Source organism: Pseudomonas sp. P65(2024), assembly GCF_057480955.1.
In genome coordinates, this window is sequence record NZ_JBLIYX010000003.1 from 63,261 (window position 1) to 85,797 (window position 22,537).

A 22,537-nucleotide genomic window follows, 5' to 3' on the forward strand; every position below is an offset into this window, starting at 1 on the left:
GCGGACACTGATGTCCTGACTGAGTGGAATTGTACCCGGCTTTTTCCGCAATGCCCCAGCAGCGCACCATGCCTGCCTAAATCGATAGCCGGAGACAACCATGCATTCACCTTCCCCGGCGGCGTGTGTCGCCGCATCCCCTGCCAGCGCCACGCGCCTGCCCCTGAGCGGGCTGCTGGCCCTGGCCCTGACCGGCTTCATCGCCATCCTCAGCGAAACCCTGCCGGCCGGCCTGCTCGACCAGATCGCCGACGGTATGCAAATCAGCCAGGCCATGGCCGGGCAATGGGTCACGGCCTATGCCCTGGGGTCGCTGCTCACCGCCATTCCATTGGTGACCCTGACCCAGGGCTGGTGGCGTCGCCGCGCACTGCTGCTGGCGATCGCCGGGTTCGTGCTGTTCAACGGGCTGACTGCCGTGTCGCCGGACAATACCCTCACCCTGTGTCTGCGCTTTCTTACCGGCGCCGCCGCCGGCCTGGCCTGGGGTTTGATCGCCGGCCATGCGCGGCGCATGGTGGCGCCGGCCCAGCAGGGCAGGGCCATGGCGGTGGCGATGCTGGGCCAGCCCATTGCGCTGTCGCTAGGTCTGCCAATCGGCACCTGGCTCGGCGCCTGGCTGGGCTGGCGCGCGGCCTTCGTGGTGGTCACGGTCGCGGCGTTGCTGCTGACCGTCTGGGTGGTGCGGGCGGTGCCGGACTTCCCCGGCCAAGCCGCCGGCAAGCGCCCCGCAGCGCTTACGGTGTTGCGCACCCCGGGCGTGGCGCGGGTGTTGCTGGTGATCCTGGCGTGGATTCTCGGGCACAACATCCTCTACACCTACATCGTGCCGCTGCTGGCGGCGGCGGGCATGACGGCCGAGGTGGGCCAGGTGCTGATGACCTTCGGCTTGGCCTCGCTGGGCGGCATCGTGCTGGTGGGCCTGGGTGTCGACCGCCATCTGCGTGGGCTGGTGTTGCTGTGCCTGGCCGGGTTCGCCCTGGCGACGCTGGCCTTGGGGCAGGCCCAGGGCGCCGCCTGGCTGGTGCATGTCAGCGTGGCGCTGTGGGGGATGACCTACGGCGGTGCGCCGACCCTGTTGCAGACCGCCTGCGCCGATGCGGCGGGCGAGGGCGGCGATGTGGCGCAGTCGATGCTGGTGACGGTGTGGAACAGCGCGATCGCCTTGGGCGGGATCATTGGCGGGTTGTTGCTGGTCGGCGCCGGGGTCGAGTCGTTTGGCGCCGTGGTGCTGGGGCTGCTGGCGCTGGCGTGGCTGCTGGTGGTCAGCGGACGGCGGGCCGGGTTCGTCGCGGGCGCACGCTAGCCTGATCGGACGCAATCGCGGGGCCTGGAAACACCCCTTTATGCCAAGAGGAACGGTACAATCCGCCCATGTGAGAACGTAGCGATCCGAGGTCCCCGCAGTGCCGTTGCAACAAGGCTTCGTCTTGACCCGCCACTGGCATGACACGCCCGAAGGCACCTGCGTGGAGTTCTGGCTGGCCACCGACCGGGGCCCACGGCGCCTGCGCCTGGCCGCCCAGCCCTCGGTGGCCTTCATTCCCGCCGCCCAGGCTGCCCACGCCCGGGCGCTGCTGGCCGGTGAACAGGGCGCCGAACTCAAGCCCCTGCAGCTGCGCGACTTCGACCTGCGTCCGGTGATGGGCCTGTACTGCCGCCAGCACCGCCAGCTGATCGCCCTGGAGAAGCGCCTGCGCGCTGCCGGTGTCGAGGTGTTCGAAGCCGACATCCGCCCGCCGGAACGCTACCTGATGGAGCGCTTCATCACCGCCCCGGTGCGTTTCGATGGTCGCCCCGACAGCCAGGGCGTACTGCACGATGCCCAGCTCAAGCCCGACCCGGACTACCGCCCGCCGCTGCGCCTGGTGTCACTGGATATCGAGACCAGCGAACGCGGCGAGCTGTACAGCATCGCCCTGGAAGGCTGCGGCCAGCGCCAGGTCTATATGCTCGGCCCGGCCAACGGCGAGGCGGGCGAGCTGGACTTCGACCTGCACTATTGCGCCGACCGCGCCGAACTGATCGTCTGCCTCAACCAGTGGCTGGCCCGCCACGACCCCGACGCGATTATCGGTTGGAACCTGGTGCAGTTCGACCTGCGCCTGCTGCACGAGCATGCCCAGCGCCTGAACGTGCCGCTGTGCCTGGGCCGCGACGGCGCGCCGATGCACCTGCGCGAGCACGGCGCCCGCAGCCACTTCTTCGCCGAGGCGCCGGGCCGGCTGCTGATCGACGGCATCGAGGCCTTGCGCTCGGCGACCTGGAACTTCCCCTCGTTCAGCCTGGAGAGCGTCGCGCAGCAGTTGCTGGGCGAGGGCAAGGCCATCGACACGCCGTACCAGCGCATGGACGAGATCAACCGCCGCTTCGCCGAGGACAAGCCGGCCCTGGCCCGCTACAACCTCAGGGACTGTGAGCTGGTGACGCGGATCTTCGCCCATACCCACTTGCTGGAGTTCCTCCTCGAACGCGCCTCGGTCACCGGACTGGCCGTGGACCGCAGCGGCGGATCGGTGGCCGCGTTCTGCCACCTGTACATCCCACACATGCACCGCCTGGGCTATGTCGCGCCGAACCTCGTCGGTGGCGAGGGCGAGGCCAGCCCGGGCGGTTTCGTCATGGAGTCGCGGCCCGGGCTGTACGATTCGGTGCTGGTGCTCGACTACAAGAGCCTGTACCCCTCGATCATCCGCACCTTCCTCATCGACCCGGTGGGGCTGGTCGAGGGCTTGCGCCAGCCGGACGACGCGCACTCGGTGGAGGGCTTTCGCGGTGGCCGTTTCTCGCGCCGCCAGCATTGCCTGCCGGCCATCGTCGAGCGTGTCTGGCAGGGGCGCGAGGCGGCCAAGCGCGCGGGCAACGCCCCGCTTTCGCAGGCACTGAAGATCATCATGAACGCCTTCTACGGCGTGCTCGGCTCCAGTGGCTGCCGCTTCTTCGACCCGCGCCTGGCCTCGTCGATCACGATGCGCGGGCACCAGATCATGCGTCAGACCCGGGCGCTGATCGAGGCGCGGGGCTATGATGTGATCTACGGCGACACCGACTCCACCTTTGTCTGGCTCAAGGGGGCCCACGACGAAGCGGCTGCCGCAAGTATCGGCCAGGCGCTGGTGGCGCAGGTCAACCAGTGGTGGCGCGAGAACCTGCGTCATTCCATGGGCCTTGAGAGCGCGCTGGAGCTGCAGTTCGAAACCCACTACCGACGCTTCCTGATGCCGACCATCCGAGGCACCGACGAAGGCAGCAAAAAGCGCTACGCCGGCATGGTACGGCGCAGCGATGGCCAGGACGAAGTGGTCTTCAAGGGGCTGGAGTCGGTGCGCACCGACTGGTCGCCGCTGGCCAGGCAGTTCCAGCAGGAACTCTATGGCCGGGTGTTCCGTGGCCAGCCTTACCGCGACTACCTGCAGGCATACGTGCGCCGTACCCTGGCGGGCGAGCAGGATGAATTGCTGGTCTACCGCAAGCGCCTGCGTCGCCCGTTGGCTGACTACCAGCGCAATGTGCCGCCGCATGTGCGCGCGGCGCGCCTGGCCGACGAGCATAATCGACGGGTGGGGCGCCCCACTCAGTACCAGAACGGCGGCTGGATCAGCTACATCATCACCACCTCGGGGCCAGAGCCCCTGGAGATTCTGCAATCGTCGGTCGATTACGAGCACTATGTCGCCCGACAGCTGCAACCCGTGGCGGATGCCATCCTGCCATTCGTGCTGGGGCACACGATCGACCTGGGGCACCTGGATCAACTCGCCTTCGACTTCTGAACAGGTCGGGGCGGGTGCTATCTATCGAGGATGCACCGAAGTTCATGCGCTCGTGTCTCTAATTTCAGCAAAGACGAGTCATGGACAACAACGAGCCGCAAGTGCTTCGCGCGCCATCAGTAACCGGGCACGAAACGTTCCAGGACGCCATCATCGCTCGCGCTTGGCGCTGGAAGCCGGCGAGATGGGCAACGCCACGGCACGGCCCTGAGTGCGCGCAGTATCCTTGGACTATGCTCTGGTCAGGTGTGGGACATGCCCGGTTACTTTTGCCGCGAGCAGGCGCCTGGCCAGTTGGTTTAGGCTCCACGCCGGATCTTTCTCCCTGATCCGCAGTCTTTAGGTTTATAGAGAAAACAAGGAGATGCGCATGCTCGTTCGGTCACTGACCCTCGCTACCCTGTTCGCCTTGGCTAGCCCGCTGTTTGCCGCAGACAGCGATGCACCGTTGGCCAAGGAACTGGGCAAGGCACGGCCACTGGTGGTCATTGCCCCGAGTTCGGCCGACCCGACCCTGCGCGGCCTGGAAGAGGCGTTGAAAGACTCCGCCACCCAGGCCGGATTCAAGGAGCGCAGCCTGGTGCTGTACAGCGTCGCCAACATGATGGGCAAGCGCGAGGACAAGAACCTCGAGCAGCAGACCACCATGGCCCTGATCCGTGAGCTCAAGCTGGGCGCGAGCAAGGGCACCAAGGTGATCCTGGTGGGCAAGGACGGCGAGCGCCACATGCTCAAGGACGACGACAGCGGCGAGAAGCTCGACCCGCAGGTGATCTTCAAGGCGGTCGACGAGCTGCCGGCCAGCGAGAAGGCGGTCACCGCTCCCGAACCCGTCGCAGCCGCACCTGCCGAGCCCAAGGCCAAGGACAGCAAGACCAAGGATGCCAAGGCCAAGCCCGCCAAACCTGCAGCGCCGCCCAAGCCGCTGGAGGACTGACCGCTCTGTCACGGCCCTCTGCGCAACCAGAGGGCCGTTCATGTATCACTGTGTATCTGCGCTTCGCCGCGACCCATTGGCATACAAAATATCGCCTGCCTCGATACATCAGCGACACACCGCTGCGGCTCAATGGCTCCACTTTCCAACCACAGTGGAGCGACACCATGAAAACGACCCGTCAAACCCTCGGCCTGCTCGGCGCCACCTTGCTAGGCGGCATGGTTCTGGGCAACAGTGCCTTCGCCGTAGAACCCCTGGCCCAAGGCTACCAGCTGGCCTCGGCCAAGACCCCGGGCGAAGGCAAGTGCGGTGAAGGCAAGTGCGGTGCCGGTGGCAAGGCCACGCAGAGCGAGGGCAAGTGCGGCGAAGGCAAGTGTGGCGCCAGCGCCAAGGCCGGAGCCGAGGGCAAGTGCGGTGAGGGCAAGTGTGGCGACGCCTCATTCGCCCGCACTGACAGCAACCGCGACGGCAAGGTCTCCCGCGAGGAGTTCCTGGCCGTGGCCAAGGACAGGGTGGCAGACTTCGACAAGATCGACCGCAATCACGACGGCTTCATCTCCGAGCAGGAGGCCCACGATCACCTGGCGGCGATCTACAAGGCCAACGGCAAGGCCATGCCCGACGGGCTGTTCAGCCATCTGACCGGCCAGTCCTGAAGCGCCTCGCGGGGCCAGCCCGCTTCCACGATGTCATGTGTGGGAGCGGGCTGGCCCCGCGCTGCCGTTCAACGCCCCAGAGAGCCTGCAATCATGCCCCAACCTAAATTGCACACCGGCCTCGGCCTGCGCCGTGGCCTGCTGCCCGACTTGCTGACGATGGAGGCGGGCGCGGTGGACTTCCTAGAGTGCGCCCCGGAAAACTGGATCGGCGTCGGCGGCGCCTTTGGCCAGGGCCTGGCGCGCCTGGCCGAGCGTTTTCCCATCGCCTGCCACGGCCTGTCGCTGTCACTGGGCGGCACCGCGCCGCTGGATCGCGGCTTTCTCGAGCGCACCCGACAGTTCCTCGACCACCACCAGGTACGGATGTACAGCGAGCACCTGAGCTACTGCAGCGACGATGGCCACCTCTACGACCTGATGCCGATCCCGTTCACCGAAGAGGCCGTCCACCATGTGTCCGCACGCATCCGCCAGGCCCAGGACATGCTTGGTCGGCGCATCGCGGTGGAGAACATCAGCTACTACGCCGCGCCGTACCAGGCGATGCCCGAGCTGGACTTCGTCCGCGCCGTGCTCGACGAGGCCGACTGCGACCTGCTGCTGGACGTGAACAACGTTTTCGTCAATACCTGCAACCATCGCTACGACGCCCGCGCCTTCCTCGCCGGCATACCCCAAGAGCGGGTGGTGGGCATGCATGTGGCCGGTCATTACGATGAGGCCCCGGACCTGAAGGTCGACACCCACGGCGCGCCGGTCAAGGAGGACGTCTGGGCGCTGTTCGCCGACGCCTGCCGGCGTTTCGGGGCGCAGCCCACCGTGCTCGAGCGCGATTTCAACTACCCGCCGCTGACCGAGCTGCTGGCCGAGACGGCGCGTATCCGCAGCCTGCAATATGCCCACGGAGTGCCCGGCCATGACTGAGACCCTGCGCACCCAGCAATTCACCTTGGCGCGCCACCTGCGCGACCCGGCCGCCAATCCGCCGCCGCCCGGCATCGAGGCACGGCGTCTGAAGGTCTATCGCGAGCTGTTCCATGGCGCCATCGAAGGACTGCTGGCCGGCAGCTTCCCAGTGCTGCGCCGTACCTTGGGCGATCAGCGCTGGCATGCGCGGGTGCGCGATTTCTACGCCCATTACCGCAGTCAGACACCGCTGTTCACCGAGGTTGCCGAGGCGTTCATCGACTACCTGCAGGGCATCGAGCCCGATGCCCCTTGGCAGCTGGAACTGGCGCACTATGAATGGATCGAGGCGCAGCTGTACCTGAGCGACGCCGAGGACCCGCCGCACGACCCGGACGGCGACCTGCTCGACGGCGAGCCACTGTTGTCGTGCGTGGCGCGGGTGCTGGCCTACCGTTGGCCGGTGGAACGCATCGGCCCGGAGTACCAGCCAGGCGAGGCGCCAGCGCAACCCACCCTGTTGCTGGTGTACCGCGACGCCGACCTGCAGGTGCGTTTCGCCCGCCTGGCGCCGCTGGCCTGGCAATTGTTGGTGGGCCTGCCGGGCAGCGGGCGCGAGCGCCTGCGCGCGTTGGGCGAGCAGCACCAGCAGGCGGGCCTGGAGCTGCTGCGCCAGTTGCGCGGGCAGGGCATCATCGTTGGCACCCGCCGAGGCAACAGGGGGGCTGTCAGGCCACTGGAATCAGTGGATCGGCCGCCGCCAGCGCCGTCGCCCGATCCGCGGCCGGCGGAAAGATCCACACCGAGTTGATCTGCTGCTTGAGCTGCTTGGCCTCGGCCGTGTCCGTCGGTGGCGAGACGGTGCGCTCCCAACCCTCGGTGTACACCGCGCCCCAGGCACCGAGGTCGAGGCAGGTAACATACTTGGGCTGGCTGTAGATCATCGGCGCCACGCCGATCAGCTCGGCGGCGGCGTTGTTGCCGGCGTAGCGGCCCAGGGGGATGGCGTGCTGGCAGGACATCACGGCAAAGTTGCCAACCTCGTCGCAGGCCTGCTCGGCCAGCCGCTCGACCGTCAGGCGCGGGTCGCCCAGGTGCTCGTTGAGCCACAGGTGCAGGGCCTCGAAGGCGGCGCTGTCCTCGCCCTGGGCCTTGAGCAGTTCGCTGAACTGCGCCTGGCCGCCGGGGCGCTTGAGGAACACCACCAGCTCGCGGGCCACCTGCATGGCCACCTCGCGGCCACAGTCGGCCTCGACCAGGGCCAGCGCCAGGTCGATGCCGGCACTGACCCCGGCCGAGGTCCACACTTGGTCCTGTTGCACGAAGATCGACTCGGCGTCCACTTCGATGGCCGGGAAGCGCCGGTGCAGCGCATCGCACATCGCCCAGTGGGTGGCGGCCCGGCGTCCGTCGAGCAGCCCGGCGGCGGCCAGCAGGAAGGTGCCGCTGCACACCGAGGCGGTGCGTCGGGCGCGTTGGGCGGCCTGGGCCAGCCAGGCAACCAGCTCGGCATGATCGGGGAGGGTGCGGACGATCTCCGGCGCGCCGGGCACCACCAGGGTGTCGAAGGGTTCGCGCAACCAGGGCGCCAGTGGCTCGGTACCTACCGCCAGGCCCTCGGCGGTCGGCACCAGGCCGCCCTCGAGGCTGGCGGTGACCAGGCGGTAACCTGGCAGGCCGCGGGCGGCGCGGGCCTTGGTCGCGGCCCAGAAGACCGTCTGCGCGCCGGTGAGGTCGAGCAGGCCCATCTGCGGGTAGGCGAGGAACAGCAAGGTGCGCGGCTGATCCAGGGCGTGCACGGGCGGGTTGGGGCTCGGCGGGATGTCGGTCATGGCACGCTGCTTGTGATGAAGGCGTAGGCCCTAGTCGAGCAGGTGGCACGGTGCTGATCAAGCACCGTGCGACGAACGCTGGAGTCCGCCTCAGAAGCGGTAGTCGACCGTGGCGAAATACGAGCGCGGCGTGCCCAGCAGCCATTGCTCGCCGCTGTAGCTGGACTGGGCGTACTGGCGGTCGAACAGGTTGTTCAACTGCAGGCCCAGGCGCACGTCGGGCAGCACCTGCCAGCCCAGGTTGGCATCGACCACGGTATAGCCCGGCACGCGCTGGTCGTTGGCCGCGCTGGCGCAGCGCTCATCCACGTAGCGCAGGCCGATGCCGGCATCCACGGTCTGGCCGAAACCTTTGCTCAGCCACAGGTTGGCGGTGCGTCGCGGCACGTCCTGCGGACGGTTGCCGGCGCGGTCGTGGACCGTGCCGTTGTCGCCTTCCTCGAGAAAATCATCGTACTTGGCCCGCACCAAAGCGGCATTGGCCGAGAGCTGCCACTGGTTGCCCAGCGCCAGTTCCAGGCTGGCCTCCAGGCCGTCGGAGGTCTGCTGGCCGGCCTGCTGGCTGTCGTGGGTGAGCGGGTTGTACACCGGCAGCTTCTTCTTGACGATGTGATAGGCCGCCAGCGTCCACTCGCCACGGGTATCCCAGAAACGTTGCTTGAGGCCTACCTCGGCCTGCTTCGCTTCGGTCAGTTCCAGGCGCTTGTCCGGGCGCTGGGTGAGCAGGTCGCCGACGCCGTCCTCGCTGGTCGAAAACTGCCCATACAGCGACAGGTCGTCGGTGACAGCGAACACCAGGCCGGCGCGCCAGTTGCCGCCCTGCAGGCTGCGGTCGCTGCGGCTGTTGTTGGCCAGGTCGTCGCGGTCGATGTGATTCTGGTCGCGGCGAATGCCGGTGACCAGTGCGAGGCGGTCGGTCAGCTGGGTGCGGTTTTCGGCGAACAGGGCGAAGGTGTCGACCTTGGACAGCGTTTGTGCGCGGGTTGGGCTGAGGCTATGGAAGCCGCCCGGAGCCGGATGCCACGGGTCGAGCGGGTCGCTGCCGCCATCGCGGTAGGGCCAGTTGCTGTCGACGTTGAAGCGGATGCGGTTGTACTCGGCGCCGACCACGGTTTTGCTGTCCAGGCCGAACAGGCCATGGTCGAAGGTGAAGCTCTGGCGATCGCCGAGCTGCTCCTGGTTATGGCGAATCTCGAGGAAGCTGCCGCGCTGGATCACGCCGTTGGCGGCGTCCCAGGTGTAGGACTCGGCATTGCGCCACTGGCGGCGGCTCTTGATGTAGTACAGCTGGTTGCTGGCACTGACGCGGTCGCTGAGGGTCCAGTCGGTGGTCAGGCGCGTCCACTCGTCGTGGTAGCGCTGCTCGTCGTTGCTGACGTTGTAGTTCTTGCGCCGCACGCTGCTGCGCAGGTGCCCATCGATCAGCGGGGTGCCGTAGTAGTTGGCCGGTTGCGCATCGCCGCGTTCGTGGGCGAGGGTAAAACTCAGGTCGTCGCTGGCATCGAAGCGCAGGGCGGCGCTCAGGGCCAGGCTGCGCGAGTCGGTGCGGTCGACCCAGCCGTTGCCGGCCTGCTGGTTGAGGGTCACGCGGTAGCTCAGGCGCTCGCTCAGGCTGCCGCCGCTGTCCAGGCCCAGCTGCTGGCGGTCCCAGGAGCCGTAGCCCAGACGCAGGTGGTTGCGGATCTCGCCAGCGAACGGCTGCTTCGGCACCACGTTGACCACCGCGCCGGTAGCGCCTTCGCCGTACAGCACCGAGGCGGGGCCGCGGATCACGTCGATGCGCTCGACCATCCACGGATCGACCGGGAAGGTCAGGGTGCCGGCACCGGCGTACAGGCGCGAGCCGTCGAACAGGGTCATCACCGAACTCTGCCCGGTGAAGCCGCGGGCCGACAGGCCGGTGCCGCCGTCGCCCGGCGTGCCGATGAAGGTAAGGCCCGGCGAGCGGGTCATGGCGTCCTGCACGGTGAGGTTGTTGCGCTGCTGGATCTGCGCCTCGGTCAGGCTGCTGGTGCTGGCCGGGGTGTCCAGGGCGCTGAGGTTCAGGCGCGAACCGGTCGGGGACGGGGTGGCCAGGTCGATGGCCTGTGGCTCGCGGGTGTCGGTGATTGCCGTGGAGGGCAGGGTGAAGGGCGTTACTTCATGATCGTCGGCCAGCGCCGGCAGGGACACGGCCAGGCAGGCCGCCAGGGTGTGAAGCTTGTTGATTCGGGACATGTCGTTCCACTGCTGCAGGAAGAAATGGATCCCGGTGGAAAACACGCAACGGTCAAGCGCACGCAGGCGCGCACGCGGATACCGGCCTGCGCCCGCCCACCGCGGGTTGCCAAGTAGCGTCTCAGGCCGGTCTCCGGGCTTGCGAGGGGCATGAAGCCTTCACCTTCCCATGCGTGCGCACAGTGGTCTGTCGAAGGATTCACTCGCTTACCGTTGCGGGGGCAGCGCCGGACTTGTCGTGACAACGACGCACCGGCTTCCCGTTTCACCCTGCGCACGGCGGCGCAGGACACCTGAAACTGGCGCGCATCTGACCATTGAACGGGCAGTGAGTCAATCGTTCGAGTGGGTGGGGAAACTGTGACGGACAGGGCGGTTTAGAGCGGTTTGCCAAATTTTTTCGAACTTTTGCCAAGCCCGTTGTCTCGAACCGGTCGTTCGCCATTCATTCACGTCATGGAGACTTTTGCGAATGTTTACCCGTAACCTGCTGCGCCACGCCTGCCTGCTTGCCCTGCTCGGTGCCCCTCTGGCTGCCACGGCGGCACCGAGCACCGACCCGCTGTTCACCCTCGGCTTGCTGGGGTCCTACGACAAGTTCAAGTTCGAGGGAGGAAGCGAATCGGACAAGGAACACATGGGCCAGGGCGGTGTGTTCGCCACGTTCGGCAACAAGATGACCGCCGAATCCGGGTTCATCTACCAGATCGGTGCCGAGGCCAAGTATGGCAAGAAGAACGACAACAAGCTCAAGGAAGCCCAGGCCGACCTCGACCTGGGCTGGCGCGCCGCACTGGATGCGCGCAACTTCGTCGACCTGACGGTGGGCGGCGGGTACAGCTGGACCCGCTTCGAGCCCGAGATCAACGATCTTGATACACGGCTGACCTACAAGTCGCCGTTCGCCAAGGCAGCGCTGGGCTACAACCACCAGTTCGACGCGTCGACCCTGCGCGTGGAGGTGGGCGCGCGCCACACCATTGATGGCCGCGCGCGGCTCAAAGTCGATGATTTCGGCAGCGACAGCGTCGACATGAAGGACCGCACCAATCCGTATGCGGAGGTCACGCTGCTGATGAACCAGCAGGGCGGCATGCCGGTGCAGGTGGGGGCGTACTACACCCGTACCGAATACAAGCTGGACGAGGATACGCCGGTGGCCGACAACACCAAGCTCAAGCGCGACGAGTTTGGGGTGAAGGTGGGGTTGGCGTTCTGATCGGTTGAGCCTGCGCTGATTCCGTCGCGGGGCAGGCCCGCGATGGATTCAGCTGCCTCTTATCGCCCGCGTCGGCGCGACACCCGCGCCTCGATGTTCTTGCGCCCGATCAGCAGCGCCGGTTTTTCCACGACCGGCTCATCGGCCAGCCACTTGTACATCACCAGGCAGTCCACCAGGCCCAATTCGGCATGGCGGTATGCCTTGGGCAGTCGCCCGACGGTCTCGAAACCGAGCTTGTGCCAAAGCGCCACGGCCACCTCGTTGCTCGCTACCACCGAGTTGAATTGCAGGGCCAGGAAGCCCTCCTGGCGCGCCAGCTTCTGCGAGTGCTCGCACATCAGCCTGGCCACGCCCCGGCCGCGTGCCTGTTCGCAGACCATGTAGCCGCAGTTGCCGACATGTCCCCCGGGGCCGGCGGCATTGGCCTTGAGGAAGTAGGAGCCAAGCAGCACGCCGTCTTCATCGGCCACCAGTGTGCGCAGCGGGGTTTCCAGCCACAGCCGGCGCGCCTGGTCGAAATCCAGGGCGGGGTCGAAGGCGTAGGTCTGGCGGGCCTGGACGATGGCCTGGAAGGTCGGCCAGAAGCGCTCGAAGTCTTCCGGGGTCATGGGGCGGATCTGGATCATGGTGGTTCCTGCACGGGCTGAGGCGCCAAGTCTGGGTGTCGCGGCGCCCGCGCGCAAGGGCGCCCACGCCGCAACCTGCTCAGGCGTCGGCCTTGCCCACGGCGTCTAGCGCCCTGGCCGAGTAGACCAGCGCGGCGCCGGCATTCATCGCCACCGCCACGCCCAGGGCCTCGGCAATCTCTTCGCGGGTGGCGCCGTGCTTGACCGCCTGCTGCGAATGCACGGCGATGCAGCCGTCGCAGCGCGTGGTGACCGCCACGGCCAGGGAGATCAGCTCGCGGGTCTTGGCGTCCAGGTGGTTGGTCTTGGCCCCGGCGCCGCTGGCGGTCATGTAGCCGGCCACGGTATCGGGAGAGAGTTGCTTGAGATCGCCGATGCCGGCCATCAACTGCTTACGGTAGGCGTCCCAGTCCATCATGCTCATCGTCTTCACCTTGTCAGGTTGGCAACAGGAGCTATCAGGCTAGTCGATGTTTGGCGGGGGATGAGGCGTAGGTGATCTTGGTAGAAGCGGCCTTGCGGCCCTTTCGCGACACACGGCCGCTCCCACAGGGGCGTGGGGCGGCCGATAGACAGTGGCAGGTCAGATATAGATGAACACCAGCACCAGCGCCGCGACCACCGCCCACTTCTCCAGGTAATAGCGGGTGCGGTTGCGTTTCTTCATCGCCTTGCCGCGCTCGCGGATCTTGTAGATGCGGGTGAACAGGCGGTTGATGCCGCCGGTCTTGTCGCTGGCATCGTTGGGCGCGGCGGCGGCGGCCATGACGTTGCGGCTGAACCAGCGGTTGAACGCTGCGGCCCAGCGGTACTTGAGCGGGCGCTCGACGTCGCAGAACAGGATGATGCGGTTGTGCTCGGTGGTGTTGGCCGCGTAGTGGATGTAGGTCTCGTCGAACACCACGCCCTCGCCGTCACGCCAGGAGTACTTCTCGCCGTCCACGTCGATGTAGCAGCCATCGTCGTTGGGCGTGTCCAGGCCCAGGTGGTAGCGGTAGGAGCCGGCGTACGGGTCGCGGTGGCGCACCAGCTTGGCGCCCGGCGGCAGGGTGGCGAACATCGCCGCCTTGACCGTGCCGATGCCGGCGAGCAGCTCGGTGGTGCGTGGGCACAGGGTCATCGCCGAGGGATGGCTCTCGCCGTACCACTTCAGGTAGAAGCGCTTCCAGCCGGTCTTGAAGAACGAGTTGAAACCGACGTCGTCATAATTGTCGGACTTTTTGATCTCGCCGGCCTGCAGCAGCTGCTGGCCTTCCTTGCGGATTTCCTGCCAGTGGTCCTGCAGCACCTGCAACTCGGGGAAGGCGCTGACCGGCAGGTACGGCTTGGCCGGATGCTTGGAGAACAGGTAGAGGAAGGCGTTGACCGGGGCCAGGAAGCTGGAGTGGTCGCCCAGCTGGCGTGTCAGCTTGTGACGAACCCGACCGCGCAGGTGAACATAGGCGATCGAGAGGACGAAGATCAGTACGAGTGCAATTTTCATGGACGATTACTTGTCGAAAAATGGCCATGCGCCATGGCGTAAGCCCGCCAGCATAAACAATCGTGGCGTGGGTTTGTACTTATTGTTACGTCTTGTCTGGCCGACTTAGGTGCAATGGCTGACAGGTTGCGCAAACGATTCAACAGTTTATGTAGCTGTTTTGCGTGGGCAGAACGCTACACTCGATGACGCGAACCGTTACCAGGGAGACTCCAATGGTCCAGGATCAGCGCCCCAGCGGCGCGCCGTTCAAACGGTTGTTCTTCGCCTTGCCGGTCAGCGACGAACAATGCCGCGCCCTGGCGCAGTGGCGTCGAAGCCTGAACCTGCGCAGCGGCAAACCGGTGCCAGCGGAGAATTTCCACGTCACCTTGCTGTTTCTCGGTGACGTGGACGCCGAGCAGGTGCCGGCGATCTGCTCGGCGGTCGATCAGCTCAGGCGGCCGGTCGCACCGCCACGCTTGCTGCTCGACCGTCTGCAGGTCTGGCCACGGGCCAGCGCGCTGGTGCTGGAGGCGCAGCAGGCACCCGCAGCGCTGCTGCAACTGGTGTATGGCCTGCAACAGGCGCTGTTGCCCCTGGGCGTGGAGGCGGCAAACCGTGAGTACCGCCCGCACCTGACCCTGGCCAGGGACTTTCGCGGCCAGCCGCCGGAGGCCGGCACGGCGCCGGAATTCTTCCTTGCCGCGCGGCACTTCACGCTCTACGAATCGCGCAAGGGCCGTTACTGGCCCTTGGCGCAATGGCCGTTGAGCGCGTGAGCGGCGATCACAACTCAGGCGTGTACTTGACCGAGAACATCACGGTGCGCGGCTCGCCGTGGTTGTTGCTGCCGTTGAGCTGGTTGAAGCCTGCCCGGTGGCATATCAGGCCGCAGCTTCCTGGCCTTCGAACAGGGTCGATCCCAGTTGGCGGGCTTGCGGCAGAAGGCTAGCGGGGGCTGCGCCTTCACTGTCGGTGAACAGGGTCGAACTAATGACCCGGGCACCGCAGTAGTCGAAAATGCCGTGCTCGATCTGCACGCGCATGGCCTCGCCATAGCCATGGCGCTCGAAGGTGCCGGCATCGGCGCCGGCCACGCCGACCAGGTGCGCGGTCATACCGTGCAGCAGCTTGGTAGTGGCGCCGTCGGCGGCCTGGTCGAAGGCCCAGCCGTTGCTGAACACCCGCTCGACCCAGCCCTTGAGCAGGGCCGGCAGCGACCACCAGTAGATGGGGAAGACCATGACCACGGTGTCGGCACGTTCAATGCGGGCTTGTTCTGCCAGCACATCGGCGGGAGGCTTGCCCAGGCGCCGATGCACGGCGTGGTCGGCCAGGCCGAAGCGTGGGTCGAAACCTTCACGGGCCAGGTCGGCGAACTCGCTGGTATGGCCGGCGGCGTGCAGGCCCTCGGCCACTTGCTGGGCGAGGGCGTGGGTGAGGGAGTCGGGATCGTGGTGACCGATGACAATCAAGGCATGCATGGTGGAATCTCCAGAATCAGGATGCAGGGACACCGGGAGCGTTATATACTCGAGGTAAGTTACGTTTAGTAAGTTACTTTTGGTAGGTAATCGATGTCAAGCGAGGAAAAGTCCGCGCCGCGCAAACGCCTGTCCCGCGAGGAGCGTCGGCGTCAATTGCTGGACGTGGCCTGGCGGTTGGTACGCGAGGAGGGCACCGATGCCCTGAGCCTGGGGCGCCTGGCCGAGCAAGCCGGGGTGACCAAGCCGGTGGTGTACGACCATTTCGAGACCCGCAACGGCTTGTTGCTGGCGCTGTACCAGGAATACGACGCCCGCCAGACGGCCATGCTCGACAAGGCCCTGGCCGGCTGCCCGGCCGGCCTGCCGGAGCGGGCCTGGGTGATTGCCGAGGCCTATGTGGACTGCGTTGCCACCCAGGGCCGGGAGATCCCCGGGGTCAGCGCCGCGCTGGCCGGCTCGCCAGAGCTAAAGGCGTTAAAGCGCGGCTATGACGGGCCGTTCATGGACAAGTGCCGCGAGGCGCTAATGCCATTCGCGCCGGGTGGCGATATCGGCGTGGCCGGGTTGTGGGTGCTGGTGGGAGCGGCGGATGCGCTGTCCCTGGCGGCGGCGGCCGGAGAGCTGACGGCTGAAGCGGCCAAGCGCGAACTGCAGGCGACTATCGTGGCGATGGTTCTGCGGCAGTAATTTGGGGGAGCTCCAGTTCAAGATTGCCGGGCTCCAGTCAGGCCGGCAGGCTCTGGTATGGCTGTTCTTCCCCCGGACTGCGGGCGAACTGGCGCTTGTACTCGCGGCTGAACTGCGAGGTGCTTTGGTAGCCGACCCGGTGCGCCACCTGGGCCACGCCCAGCCCGTCGCCGATCAGCATCTGCTGCGCCTTGAGCAGGCGCAGGCGCTTGAGGTACTGCATCGGTGCCAGGTCAGTGCAGCGCTTGAAGTGTTCGTGGAAGGTCGACACGCTCATGTTCGCCCGGCTGGCCAGCTCATCCACCCCTAGCGGCTCGGCGTAGTGCTCGCGCAGGTAGGCCAGGGCCGAGCCGATCCGGGCGAAATGCCCCTGCTGCTCGACCAGTGCCCGCAGCACGCTGGCCTGTGGCCCGCGCAAGGCGGTATAGAGCACTTCGCGTACCCGCGCCGGCCCCAGCACCTTGGCATCCAGCGGGTCCTGCAGGCACTGCAGCAGGCGCTCGACGCTGTCGCGCATGGCTGTGTCCAGCGCTGCAGAAGTCATCGATTGTGGCGTCTGTGCCTGCACCGCGGCATCCGGCCCCAGGTCCATGCTTTGCACCAGCTCGCCGAGCAGGGCACGGTCGATGTCCACCGCCACGCCGAGCAGCGGTGCCTGTGGCGTGGCGAAGGTCTCGCACATGAACGGCACCGACAGCGCCTGTACCAGATAATGCCCGGCACCGTACTCCAGGGTGCGTGGGCCCAGGCGCGCCAGTTTGCTGCCCTGGGCGAGGATGATCAGGCTGGGTTCGTAGATCTGCGGGCTGCTGGCCACATAGTGGTCCCAGGTGAGGATCTGGACCTGGGGCAGGGCGGTGGGCACGAACCCCGGGCCTGTGGCGAGGGCGCGGATCAGCGAGCAGAGCGTGGCATTGGCATCCACATGGCGAGTCAGGTGCATGGTGAACCCGGGCAGAGAATCAGACACTGGCATCTTCGCAGATTAGCGGGGGCATGCCAGAGGTAGGCGACAAGGTCCGGAGAATCAGGCATGCATGCCGGAGAATCGGCTGTGGGCGAGTCTGGTAGCGGCGCGCAGAATGCGCCGCCTGAATCGTTTCACTCGCACGAGGTACCCCATGTACACCGCCATCGGTTACGCCGCCCAATCCTCCTCCAGCCCCCTGGCTCCCATGACCTTCCAGCGCCGCAGTCCGCGGCCCGACGATGTGGTCATCGAGATCCTCTACTGTGGTGTGTGCCACTCCGATATCCACCAGGCCCGTAACGAATGGGGCATCGCCGTGTACCCGCTGATGCCGGGCCACGAGATCGTCGGTCGGGTCAGCGCGGTGGGCGCGCAGGTCAGCCGTTACCAGGTCGGCGATCTGGTCGGCGTCGGTTGCATGGTCGACTCCTGCCGCCATTGCGAGGCCTGTCGCCAGGACGTCGAGCAGTATTGCCTGGAAGGCCCGACCATGACCTATGCCACCCCCGACCGGGTCGACGGCAGCAATACGATGGGCGGCTATTCCAACAGCATCGTGGTCAGCGAGCATTTCGTCCTGCGCATACCCGAGGGCATGGACCTGGCCAGCGCGGCGCCGATTCTTTGCGCCGGCATCACCACCTATTCGCCCCTCAAGCATCACGGCGTAGGCCCTGGGCACAAGGTGGGCGTGCTGGGCATGGGCGGCCTGGGCCACATGGGCATCAAGCTGGCCAAGGCCCTGGGCGCGGAAGTGACCCTGTTCACCCGCTCCGCATCCAAGGCCGAGGAAGCCCGTCGTCAGGGCGCCGATCATGTGATCGTCTCCACTGATGCCGAACAGATGCGCAGCGCGGCGGGCCGCTTCGATTTCCTGCTCGACACCATACCGGTACAGCACGACCTCAACCCCTACCTGCAAACCCTGAAGTTCGATGGCGTGCATATCCTGGTCGGGCTGATGGAACCGATTGACCCGCCGGTGCATGCGGCCAACCTGGTGATGCAGCGTCGGATACTCGCCGGCTCCCTGATCGGTGGTATTGCCGAAACCCAAGAGGTGCTCGACTTCTGCGCCGAGCATGGAATCAGCTGCGATATCGAAATGCTCGACATCCGCAACATCAACCAGGCGTACGAGCGGATGATTGCCGGCGACGTGAAGTACCGCTTCGTCATCGACATGGCCACGCTCAAGGCCTGATCCTGCCGTGGAGCGGGCTTACCCTTCGATGCCTTGCGCTACCTGAGCGGCGCAGCATATCCCTGGCGCAGGTCCATGGCCCAGCCATCGAGTACGGCCTTGACGTTGTCGGCGGTCATCACCTGTCGGTCGTTAGCCAGCGGCACGCCAGTACCCGCGAGCATCGCTTCGCCCACCACCTTGCCGCTGGTGCCGGCCTCGAACGACAGCTCGCTGGTGATCGCGCTGTCCCGGTCGCGAATACCCGCGGCGCTGCTCACCCCGGCCGCGACCAGTGTGATCGGCAGCCACTCGTAGAGCCGCAGGCCTTGGGTGTCGGCGCTGATGCGGGTGATGGCCGGCCTGACCACCAGGGTGTTCGGGCCGGGCCTGTCGACCACGGTCATGACCTTGCCCAGTTCGTTGCGCAGTACCGCGTCGTAGTAGTGGATGATGCTGGCGAGGGTGGTCTGGGGAATGCGCGTGCTTGGCTCGGGTGTCGGGTAGAACTGGCTGGGTGCCAGGTACACCTCGATATAGCGGCCCCGTGGCCATTTCGGGTCGGCCCAGCTGAGCACCGTCCCGCCTGAAGGTGCCTGGTGCGGGGTGAGCAGGCCGTAGTCCTTTAGATAACCGGTGGGGGCCGGCTTGTTGCTGCCACACGCGGACAGTCCCAAGCTGGTCGTCAGCACCAGTACCAGAAGGTGACGCCGACTCATGGGTGGCGAACCTCGCGCCGGGCCGGGTGGGCCGCTTGCAGGTGGGGTACATCCTGCGATGTCTGGATGCGCAACTGCCCGCGCGCCATCAGCCAGTGCACGAGGTCACGGACGGGAACGGTGTGGCTGTACTCGACCCATTCGCCAAAAGTCGGCTCATAGTGTTCGAAATACCGGCGCAGGGTGACGTAGCCCTGTTCGCTTGCCAGCTCCAGGCTTTCCTGCTGCACGATCAGGGAACCCGTTTGTCCGCGCTGGGTGTTGCGCTGACTGAGGATCAGGGATGCGCGGCCCTCATGCCCATCGGTGCTGTTGCGGCTGTCGACTATCTTCATGGGGAACCCTCGGTAGTGGAAGGCCGGCAGGGTGAAGGGCCATCGTTGCCAGGTGATGTCTGCTTTGTGTCGGGTGTGACGAAATGTTGCGCGATTGAAATAAATGACCCGCGTGGCGCAATGGTTTTAGATACGCCTTTTTTCGGACCGGTATGACCGTGAGCAGACTGTTGATCGTCGATGACGACGTGGAAATCCTCGCCTTGCTGAAGCAGTTCTTCGTCCAGCACGGCTACGAGGTGGACCTGGCCGCCGAGGGGCAGGCGATGTGGGCGGCCATCGCGCGGCAACGCCCGGATGCGATCATCCTCGACCTGATGCTGCCCGGCGAAGGGGGCCTAGACCTGTGCCAGAAACTGCGCGCGCAGCTTGGGGTGCCGGTCATCATGCTCACTGCCATGGCCGAGCTGAGCGACCGCATCATCGGCCTGGAACTGGGCGCCGACGACTACCTGACCAAACCCTTCGACCCCCGCGAACTGCTGGCCCGCCTGCGTGCCGTGCAACGCCGTGTCGGCGAGCAACTGCCGCGCGGCGAGACGGCGCGGCCGGTGATCGGCTTTGCCGGCTGGCGCCTGGACATCACCTGCCGCGAGTTGCGCTCGCCCGAGCAGGTGATGGTGCCGCTGTCCGGCGCCGAGTTCGACCTGCTGGTGGTGTTTCTCGAACACCCGCAGCGTATTCTCACCCGCGAGCACTTGATCGACCTGACCCGTGGTCACGGCCATGATGCTTTCGACCGCAGTATCGATGTGCAGGTCAGCCGGCTGCGGCGCAAGATCGAGCCTGACAGCAAGCGCCCGGACCTGATCCGCACGGTGCGCAATGGCGGCTACCTGTTCAGCGCCACGGTGAGCCGTTCGTGATCCGTCGCCTGCTGGGCCGCGATACTTTGCGCAAGCGCATCGCCCTGACCATCTTCACCGCGTTGCTCGCGTCGTTGGCGTTCAATGCCCTGTTCGTCCAGCTAGCCGGCAGCTGGGCACGCCCGCCCATCGACCGTACCGGCCTGCTCGATCAGATCGCCGTGACTACCCATATGATCGAGACCGCGCCGCCAGCGCTGCGTGGGCAACTGGCCGCGGCGGCGAGTACGCCGACGTTGCGGGTAAGGTGGAGCACCCGGCGCGCAGACTTCGGTTTGCCTGGTCCGGGCGTGCCGCTCAATTCCGGACAGGTGCCGGCGATGGCGCAACTGTTGGGACCGTCACGCCCGATCGCGGTGTACAACCCGGGCGACTGGCCTGATGGCAGTGCCGATGCACACTACGTGGCGCTGGTCGGGCTGGATGATGACAGCTGGCTGCTGTTCGTGCCGCCGGAGCGCAGTTGGGGCATGAGCGCGACGGCGCGTCTGGCGGTGGTCATCGGCCTGGGCCTGGTGGCGACCCTGCTGGTGGCCTGGCTTGCCACTCGCCAGTTGGCCGCGCCGCTGCAACGCTTCGCCAGTGCGGCGCGGCGCTTTGGCGGCGACCTGCAGGCACCGCCTATCGCTATCGAGGGCCCCGAGGAGATCCGCCAGGCGATCATCGCCTTCAACACCATGCAGGCGCAGATCCAGCACTTCATCCGTGAGCGCACCCATATGCTCGCGGCCATCTCCCATGACCTGCGCGCTCCGTTGACGCGCATGCGCCTGCGCAGCGAGTTCATGGAGGATCTGGACCACCAGCGCAAGCTGGTCCGCGATGTCGACGAGATGCAGACGATGATCAACGAGGCCCTGGCGTTCTTCCGCGAGGGCACGCAGTTGGAGCAGCGCACGGCGTACGACCTGTCGGAGCTGTTGCAGACCCTGGTCGACGACTACCGTGACCAGCATCTGGACATCGCCTTCAAGGGCCCGGCACACCTGGTGCATGACGGCCGCCCATTGGCGACCAAGCGGGTGATCGTCAACCTGGTGGAAAACGCCATGAAGTATGCCCGCGATCCGCAGATAACGCTGCGTCGCGCCGCTCACCTGATCGTCATCGAGGTTCGCGACAGTGGCCCAGGTATTCCCGACGAGGCCCTGCAGCAGGTGTTCGAGCCGTTCTACCGGCTGGAGGGCTCGCGCAACCGAGACACCGGCGGCGTCGGCCTCGGCCTTTCGGCCGCCCGTGCCAGCGTGCGCGAGCAGGGCGGCGAACTGACCCTGCGCAATCGCGTTGGCGGTGGGCTGGTGGCGCGGGTCGAACTGCCCGATGGCGGCTGAGCGGGTCAGTACACCCAGACCTCGACCCGGCGGTTGCGCAATCGTCCCTGTTCCAGGTCATTGCCGGCCACCGGCAGTTCGTCGCCCATGCCCGCCACGTCCCTGACCTGCACTCCGGTCCGGGCCAGCTCCCGGCGTACCGCCATGGCCCGCAGGCGTGACAGCAGCGCGGCGCGGCCCGGCGTCTCCTTGGGGTCGCCGAAACCCACCAGCACCACCTTGCCCTGCAACTTGCCGGCCTGGCGCAGGTAATCGCCGACCCGCTGCACATCGCGCAAGGCCTTGTTGTCCAGGCCGGCGCTGCCCTCCTGGAAGCGGAAGTTCACGCTCAGGCGCTGCGCCTCGCCGGCCAACGCCCGGTAACGCGGCGGCATGTCGGTCTGGGCCGCGACCTGCTGTGGCTTGATCTGCTGGGAAACGAAGCCCTGCTCGGCGACGATGGCCTGGCCGGCGGGGCTCTGGGCGAACTCGGCGAGTGCCCTGGCTTGCGGCGCGGAGTGAGCGGGGAGGTAGAAGAACAGTCGACGCGACAATGGGTAGTCCTCGCTGGCCACCAAGGCACGGCTGGGCGCCAATGCCGGTGCGTCGCCTTCGGCCACTGCCAGCGCCTTGGCCCTGTGGACCGTGGCCAGGCCGCTGAAGCCGATGGCCTGGCGGTCGGCCGTGACTTGGGCCGCCAGTTCGTCGGCGGACTCGAAGCGCCGTGCCTCGCTGGCCAGTGTCGCTTTCTGAGGCGCGAGTACCAAGGCCTTGAACGTTTCGAAGGTGCCGGAGCGGTCATCGCGGGCATACAGGTGGATCGCTCCGCCAGGCACGCCCAGTTGCTCCCAGCGCTGCAACTGGCCGGAGAACACCTGGGCCAGTTGCTCGGTGGTCAGTTGGCTAAGCGGGTTGTCCGAGTGAACGATCACCGCCACGCCATCCAGGCCGATCACCTGTTCCGAGCCGGCGCCGCGCAGGTTGCCCAAGGCCTGTAACTGTTGCGCCTCGCTGTCGCTGATCGGTCGCGAGGCCGCGGCCAAGTCAGCCTCACCCCGGGCCAGCGCGGCAAATCCGGTGCTGGTGCCGTGGGCGGCGATTTCTATGCGCACGGGCTGGCCGTTCGCATCAACGGCGTGGATCTCGGTTTCGTTGGCCGTGGCACCGGGCCAACGCGCGATGGCACTTGCGCCCTGCGCCTGTAGCAGCCCCTGCACCAAGGCCGGGCCAAGGGCCGCGCCGATGGTGTTGGAGCCCTGGATACGCAGTTGCGCGGGCCCGGCGCTAGCCAGGCCCGGGAGCAGGCATAGCAGAAGGAGTAGCAGGCGGGGCATGCCGGA

22 protein-coding genes and 1 riboswitch are annotated in these 22,537 nt (G+C 66.6%); of the genes, 12 read left to right on the top strand and 10 right to left on the bottom strand.

The genetic code is table 11. The features are described 5' to 3' along the window. The first annotated feature begins 100 nt into the window (after nucleotides 1-100). The 6 genes from AC25MA_RS05655 to AC25MA_RS05680 all read left to right on the top strand — a co-directional run bounded on the left by AC25MA_RS05655 (nucleotide 101) and on the right by AC25MA_RS05680 (nucleotide 7,089). Nucleotides 101-1,306: an MFS transporter gene (locus AC25MA_RS05655; protein WP_028691810.1), complete on the top strand. Its 1,206-nt coding sequence runs from the start codon at nucleotides 101-103 to the stop codon at nucleotides 1,304-1,306. 100 nt (nucleotides 1,307-1,406) lie between these two features. Beyond that, nucleotides 1,407-3,773 carry a DNA polymerase II gene (locus tag AC25MA_RS05660; protein WP_486971851.1) on the top strand — a complete coding sequence of 789 codons (2,367 nt, stop codon included), beginning with the start codon at nucleotides 1,407-1,409 and terminating at the stop codon, nucleotides 3,771-3,773. A 370-nt stretch (nucleotides 3,774-4,143) separates the two neighbouring features. Beyond that, on the top strand, nucleotides 4,144-4,710 hold the full coding sequence (locus AC25MA_RS05665; RefSeq protein WP_028691808.1) for a DUF4174 domain-containing protein: 567 nt from the start codon (nucleotides 4,144-4,146) through the stop codon (nucleotides 4,708-4,710). 167 nt (nucleotides 4,711-4,877) lie between these two features. Next, nucleotides 4,878-5,369 carry an HvfA family oxazolone/thioamide-modified RiPP metallophore gene (locus AC25MA_RS05670; RefSeq protein WP_486971852.1) on the top strand — a complete coding sequence of 164 codons (492 nt, stop codon included), beginning with the start codon at nucleotides 4,878-4,880 and terminating at the stop codon, nucleotides 5,367-5,369. A gap of 93 nt (nucleotides 5,370-5,462) precedes the next feature. Then, the gene (locus AC25MA_RS05675; RefSeq protein ID WP_486971853.1) at nucleotides 5,463-6,296 is read left to right on the top strand and encodes an HvfB family MNIO-type RiPP peptide maturase; all 834 of its coding nucleotides are present in this window, start codon (nucleotides 5,463-5,465) and stop codon (nucleotides 6,294-6,296) included. Further along, a complete protein-coding gene (locus AC25MA_RS05680; RefSeq protein ID WP_486971854.1) occupies nucleotides 6,289-7,089 on the top strand; it encodes an HvfC family RiPP maturation protein in 801 nt (266 codons plus the stop codon). The genes AC25MA_RS05675 and AC25MA_RS05680 overlap by 8 nt, the downstream gene beginning before the upstream one ends. On the opposite strand, the gene AC25MA_RS05685 is transcribed toward AC25MA_RS05680, so the two are convergent. Together AC25MA_RS05685 and AC25MA_RS05690 are read right to left on the bottom strand one after the other, a co-directional pair. Further along, nucleotides 7,007-8,110: a GlxA family transcriptional regulator gene (locus AC25MA_RS05685; RefSeq protein ID WP_486971855.1), complete on the bottom strand. Its 1,104-nt coding sequence runs from the start codon at nucleotides 8,108-8,110 to the stop codon at nucleotides 7,007-7,009. The two genes, AC25MA_RS05680 and AC25MA_RS05685, sit on opposite strands and share 83 nt — an antisense overlap. A gap of 90 nt (nucleotides 8,111-8,200) precedes the next feature. Next, a complete protein-coding gene (locus AC25MA_RS05690) occupies nucleotides 8,201-10,327 on the bottom strand; it encodes a TonB-dependent receptor (RefSeq protein ID WP_486971856.1) in 2,127 nt (708 codons plus the stop codon). A gap of 107 nt (nucleotides 10,328-10,434) precedes the next feature. Beyond that, nucleotides 10,435-10,639, bottom strand: a riboswitch (cobalamin riboswitch). Between the two features lie 160 nt (nucleotides 10,640-10,799). Between AC25MA_RS05690 and AC25MA_RS05695 the strand changes: the two genes are divergently transcribed. Further along, nucleotides 10,800-11,546, top strand: a complete 747-nt coding sequence (locus AC25MA_RS05695; RefSeq protein ID WP_028691804.1) for an outer membrane beta-barrel protein — start codon at nucleotides 10,800-10,802, stop codon at nucleotides 11,544-11,546. Nucleotides 11,547-11,605: 59 nt separating this feature from the next. Here AC25MA_RS05695 and AC25MA_RS05700 read toward each other — a convergent pair whose 3' ends face one another. From AC25MA_RS05700 to lpxO, 3 genes are all read right to left on the bottom strand, one after another. Continuing rightward, entirely contained in the window at nucleotides 11,606-12,175 is a 570-nt protein-coding gene (locus AC25MA_RS05700; protein WP_028691803.1) for a GNAT family N-acetyltransferase, read from the bottom strand. Between the two features lie 79 nt (nucleotides 12,176-12,254). After that, nucleotides 12,255-12,599 carry a carboxymuconolactone decarboxylase family protein gene (locus AC25MA_RS05705; protein ID WP_062359743.1) on the bottom strand — a complete coding sequence of 115 codons (345 nt, stop codon included), beginning with the start codon at nucleotides 12,597-12,599 and terminating at the stop codon, nucleotides 12,255-12,257. A gap of 159 nt (nucleotides 12,600-12,758) precedes the next feature. Then, on the bottom strand, nucleotides 12,759-13,658 hold the full coding sequence (gene lpxO, locus AC25MA_RS05710) for a lipid A hydroxylase LpxO (RefSeq protein ID WP_028691801.1): 900 nt from the start codon (nucleotides 13,656-13,658) through the stop codon (nucleotides 12,759-12,761). Nucleotides 13,659-13,873: 215 nt separating this feature from the next. Here lpxO and thpR point away from each other — a divergent pair, with 215 nt between their 5' ends. After that, a complete protein-coding gene (gene thpR, locus AC25MA_RS05715) occupies nucleotides 13,874-14,419 on the top strand; it encodes an RNA 2',3'-cyclic phosphodiesterase (RefSeq protein ID WP_182324700.1) in 546 nt (181 codons plus the stop codon). 105 nt (nucleotides 14,420-14,524) lie between these two features. On the opposite strand, the gene AC25MA_RS05720 is transcribed toward thpR, so the two are convergent. Further along, a complete protein-coding gene (locus AC25MA_RS05720) occupies nucleotides 14,525-15,124 on the bottom strand; it encodes an NAD(P)H-dependent oxidoreductase (protein WP_062359747.1) in 600 nt (199 codons plus the stop codon). A gap of 93 nt (nucleotides 15,125-15,217) precedes the next feature. On the opposite strand from AC25MA_RS05720, the gene AC25MA_RS05725 reads away from it, so the two are divergent. Next, nucleotides 15,218-15,814, top strand: a complete 597-nt coding sequence (locus tag AC25MA_RS05725; RefSeq protein ID WP_486971857.1) for a TetR/AcrR family transcriptional regulator — start codon at nucleotides 15,218-15,220, stop codon at nucleotides 15,812-15,814. Nucleotides 15,815-15,851: 37 nt separating this feature from the next. On the opposite strand, the gene AC25MA_RS05730 is transcribed toward AC25MA_RS05725, so the two are convergent. After that, nucleotides 15,852-16,757 carry an AraC family transcriptional regulator gene (locus AC25MA_RS05730; RefSeq protein ID WP_486971916.1) on the bottom strand — a complete coding sequence of 302 codons (906 nt, stop codon included), beginning with the start codon at nucleotides 16,755-16,757 and terminating at the stop codon, nucleotides 15,852-15,854. Nucleotides 16,758-16,935: 178 nt separating this feature from the next. Between AC25MA_RS05730 and AC25MA_RS05735 the strand changes: the two genes are divergently transcribed. Next, nucleotides 16,936-17,988 carry an NAD(P)-dependent alcohol dehydrogenase gene (locus AC25MA_RS05735; protein ID WP_486971858.1) on the top strand — a complete coding sequence of 351 codons (1,053 nt, stop codon included), beginning with the start codon at nucleotides 16,936-16,938 and terminating at the stop codon, nucleotides 17,986-17,988. Between the two features lie 38 nt (nucleotides 17,989-18,026). On the opposite strand, the gene AC25MA_RS05740 is transcribed toward AC25MA_RS05735, so the two are convergent. Both AC25MA_RS05740 and AC25MA_RS05745 read right to left on the bottom strand, forming a co-directional pair. Then, a complete protein-coding gene (locus tag AC25MA_RS05740; RefSeq protein WP_062359752.1) occupies nucleotides 18,027-18,686 on the bottom strand; it encodes a DUF3313 domain-containing protein in 660 nt (219 codons plus the stop codon). After that, complete coding sequence (locus AC25MA_RS05745; RefSeq protein WP_028691794.1) at nucleotides 18,683-19,021, bottom strand: hypothetical protein; 339 nt, start codon at nucleotides 19,019-19,021, stop codon at nucleotides 18,683-18,685. Before AC25MA_RS05745 ends, AC25MA_RS05740 begins: the two co-directional genes overlap by 4 nt. Nucleotides 19,022-19,173: 152 nt before the next feature. On the opposite strand from AC25MA_RS05745, the gene AC25MA_RS05750 reads away from it, so the two are divergent. Next, the gene (locus AC25MA_RS05750; RefSeq protein ID WP_486971859.1) at nucleotides 19,174-19,887 is read left to right on the top strand and encodes a response regulator; all 714 of its coding nucleotides are present in this window, start codon (nucleotides 19,174-19,176) and stop codon (nucleotides 19,885-19,887) included. After that, nucleotides 19,884-21,218 (top strand): ATP-binding protein, encoded by a 1,335-nt coding sequence (locus AC25MA_RS05755; protein ID WP_182324694.1) that lies wholly within the window; start codon nucleotides 19,884-19,886, stop codon nucleotides 21,216-21,218. Before AC25MA_RS05750 ends, AC25MA_RS05755 begins: the two co-directional genes overlap by 4 nt. A gap of 5 nt (nucleotides 21,219-21,223) precedes the next feature. On the opposite strand, the gene AC25MA_RS05760 is transcribed toward AC25MA_RS05755, so the two are convergent. Continuing rightward, the gene (locus tag AC25MA_RS05760) at nucleotides 21,224-22,531 is read right to left on the bottom strand and encodes a phosphate ABC transporter substrate-binding/OmpA family protein (protein ID WP_486971860.1); all 1,308 of its coding nucleotides are present in this window, start codon (nucleotides 22,529-22,531) and stop codon (nucleotides 21,224-21,226) included. Nucleotides 22,532-22,537: the final 6 nt, after the last annotated feature.

What these genes read in the sequence shown, in the direction of transcription:
- AC25MA_RS05720 (WP_062359747.1), bottom strand. Translation starts at nt 15,124, where the DNA reads ATGCATGCCTTGATTGTCATCGGTCACCACGATCCCGACTCCCTCACC.
- AC25MA_RS05655 (WP_028691810.1), top strand. Translation starts at nt 101, where the DNA reads ATGCATTCACCTTCCCCGGCGGCGTGTGTCGCCGCATCCCCTGCCAGC.
- AC25MA_RS05740 (WP_062359752.1), bottom strand. Translation starts at nt 18,686, where the DNA reads ATGAGTCGGCGTCACCTTCTGGTACTGGTGCTGACGACCAGCTTGGGA.
- AC25MA_RS05750 (WP_486971859.1), top strand. Translation starts at nt 19,174, where the DNA reads ATGACCGTGAGCAGACTGTTGATCGTCGATGACGACGTGGAAATCCTC.
- AC25MA_RS05700 (WP_028691803.1), bottom strand. Translation starts at nt 12,175, where the DNA reads ATGATCCAGATCCGCCCCATGACCCCGGAAGACTTCGAGCGCTTCTGG.
- AC25MA_RS05735 (WP_486971858.1), top strand. Translation starts at nt 16,936, where the DNA reads ATGTACACCGCCATCGGTTACGCCGCCCAATCCTCCTCCAGCCCCCTG.
- AC25MA_RS05760 (WP_486971860.1), bottom strand. Translation starts at nt 22,531, where the DNA reads ATGCCCCGCCTGCTACTCCTTCTGCTATGCCTGCTCCCGGGCCTGGCT.
- AC25MA_RS05690 (WP_486971856.1), bottom strand. Translation starts at nt 10,327, where the DNA reads ATGTCCCGAATCAACAAGCTTCACACCCTGGCGGCCTGCCTGGCCGTG.
- lpxO (WP_028691801.1), bottom strand. Translation starts at nt 13,658, where the DNA reads ATGAAAATTGCACTCGTACTGATCTTCGTCCTCTCGATCGCCTATGTT.
- AC25MA_RS05725 (WP_486971857.1), top strand. Translation starts at nt 15,218, where the DNA reads ATGTCAAGCGAGGAAAAGTCCGCGCCGCGCAAACGCCTGTCCCGCGAG.
- thpR (WP_182324700.1), top strand. Translation starts at nt 13,874, where the DNA reads ATGGTCCAGGATCAGCGCCCCAGCGGCGCGCCGTTCAAACGGTTGTTC.
- AC25MA_RS05685 (WP_486971855.1), bottom strand. Translation starts at nt 8,110, where the DNA reads ATGACCGACATCCCGCCGAGCCCCAACCCGCCCGTGCACGCCCTGGAT.
- AC25MA_RS05670 (WP_486971852.1), top strand. Translation starts at nt 4,878, where the DNA reads ATGAAAACGACCCGTCAAACCCTCGGCCTGCTCGGCGCCACCTTGCTA.
- AC25MA_RS05680 (WP_486971854.1), top strand. Translation starts at nt 6,289, where the DNA reads ATGACTGAGACCCTGCGCACCCAGCAATTCACCTTGGCGCGCCACCTG.
- AC25MA_RS05730 (WP_486971916.1), bottom strand. Translation starts at nt 16,757, where the DNA reads ATGCACCTGACTCGCCATGTGGATGCCAATGCCACGCTCTGCTCGCTG.
- AC25MA_RS05745 (WP_028691794.1), bottom strand. Translation starts at nt 19,021, where the DNA reads ATGAAGATAGTCGACAGCCGCAACAGCACCGATGGGCATGAGGGCCGC.
- AC25MA_RS05665 (WP_028691808.1), top strand. Translation starts at nt 4,144, where the DNA reads ATGCTCGTTCGGTCACTGACCCTCGCTACCCTGTTCGCCTTGGCTAGC.
- AC25MA_RS05675 (WP_486971853.1), top strand. Translation starts at nt 5,463, where the DNA reads ATGCCCCAACCTAAATTGCACACCGGCCTCGGCCTGCGCCGTGGCCTG.
- AC25MA_RS05695 (WP_028691804.1), top strand. Translation starts at nt 10,800, where the DNA reads ATGTTTACCCGTAACCTGCTGCGCCACGCCTGCCTGCTTGCCCTGCTC.
- AC25MA_RS05705 (WP_062359743.1), bottom strand. Translation starts at nt 12,599, where the DNA reads ATGAGCATGATGGACTGGGACGCCTACCGTAAGCAGTTGATGGCCGGC.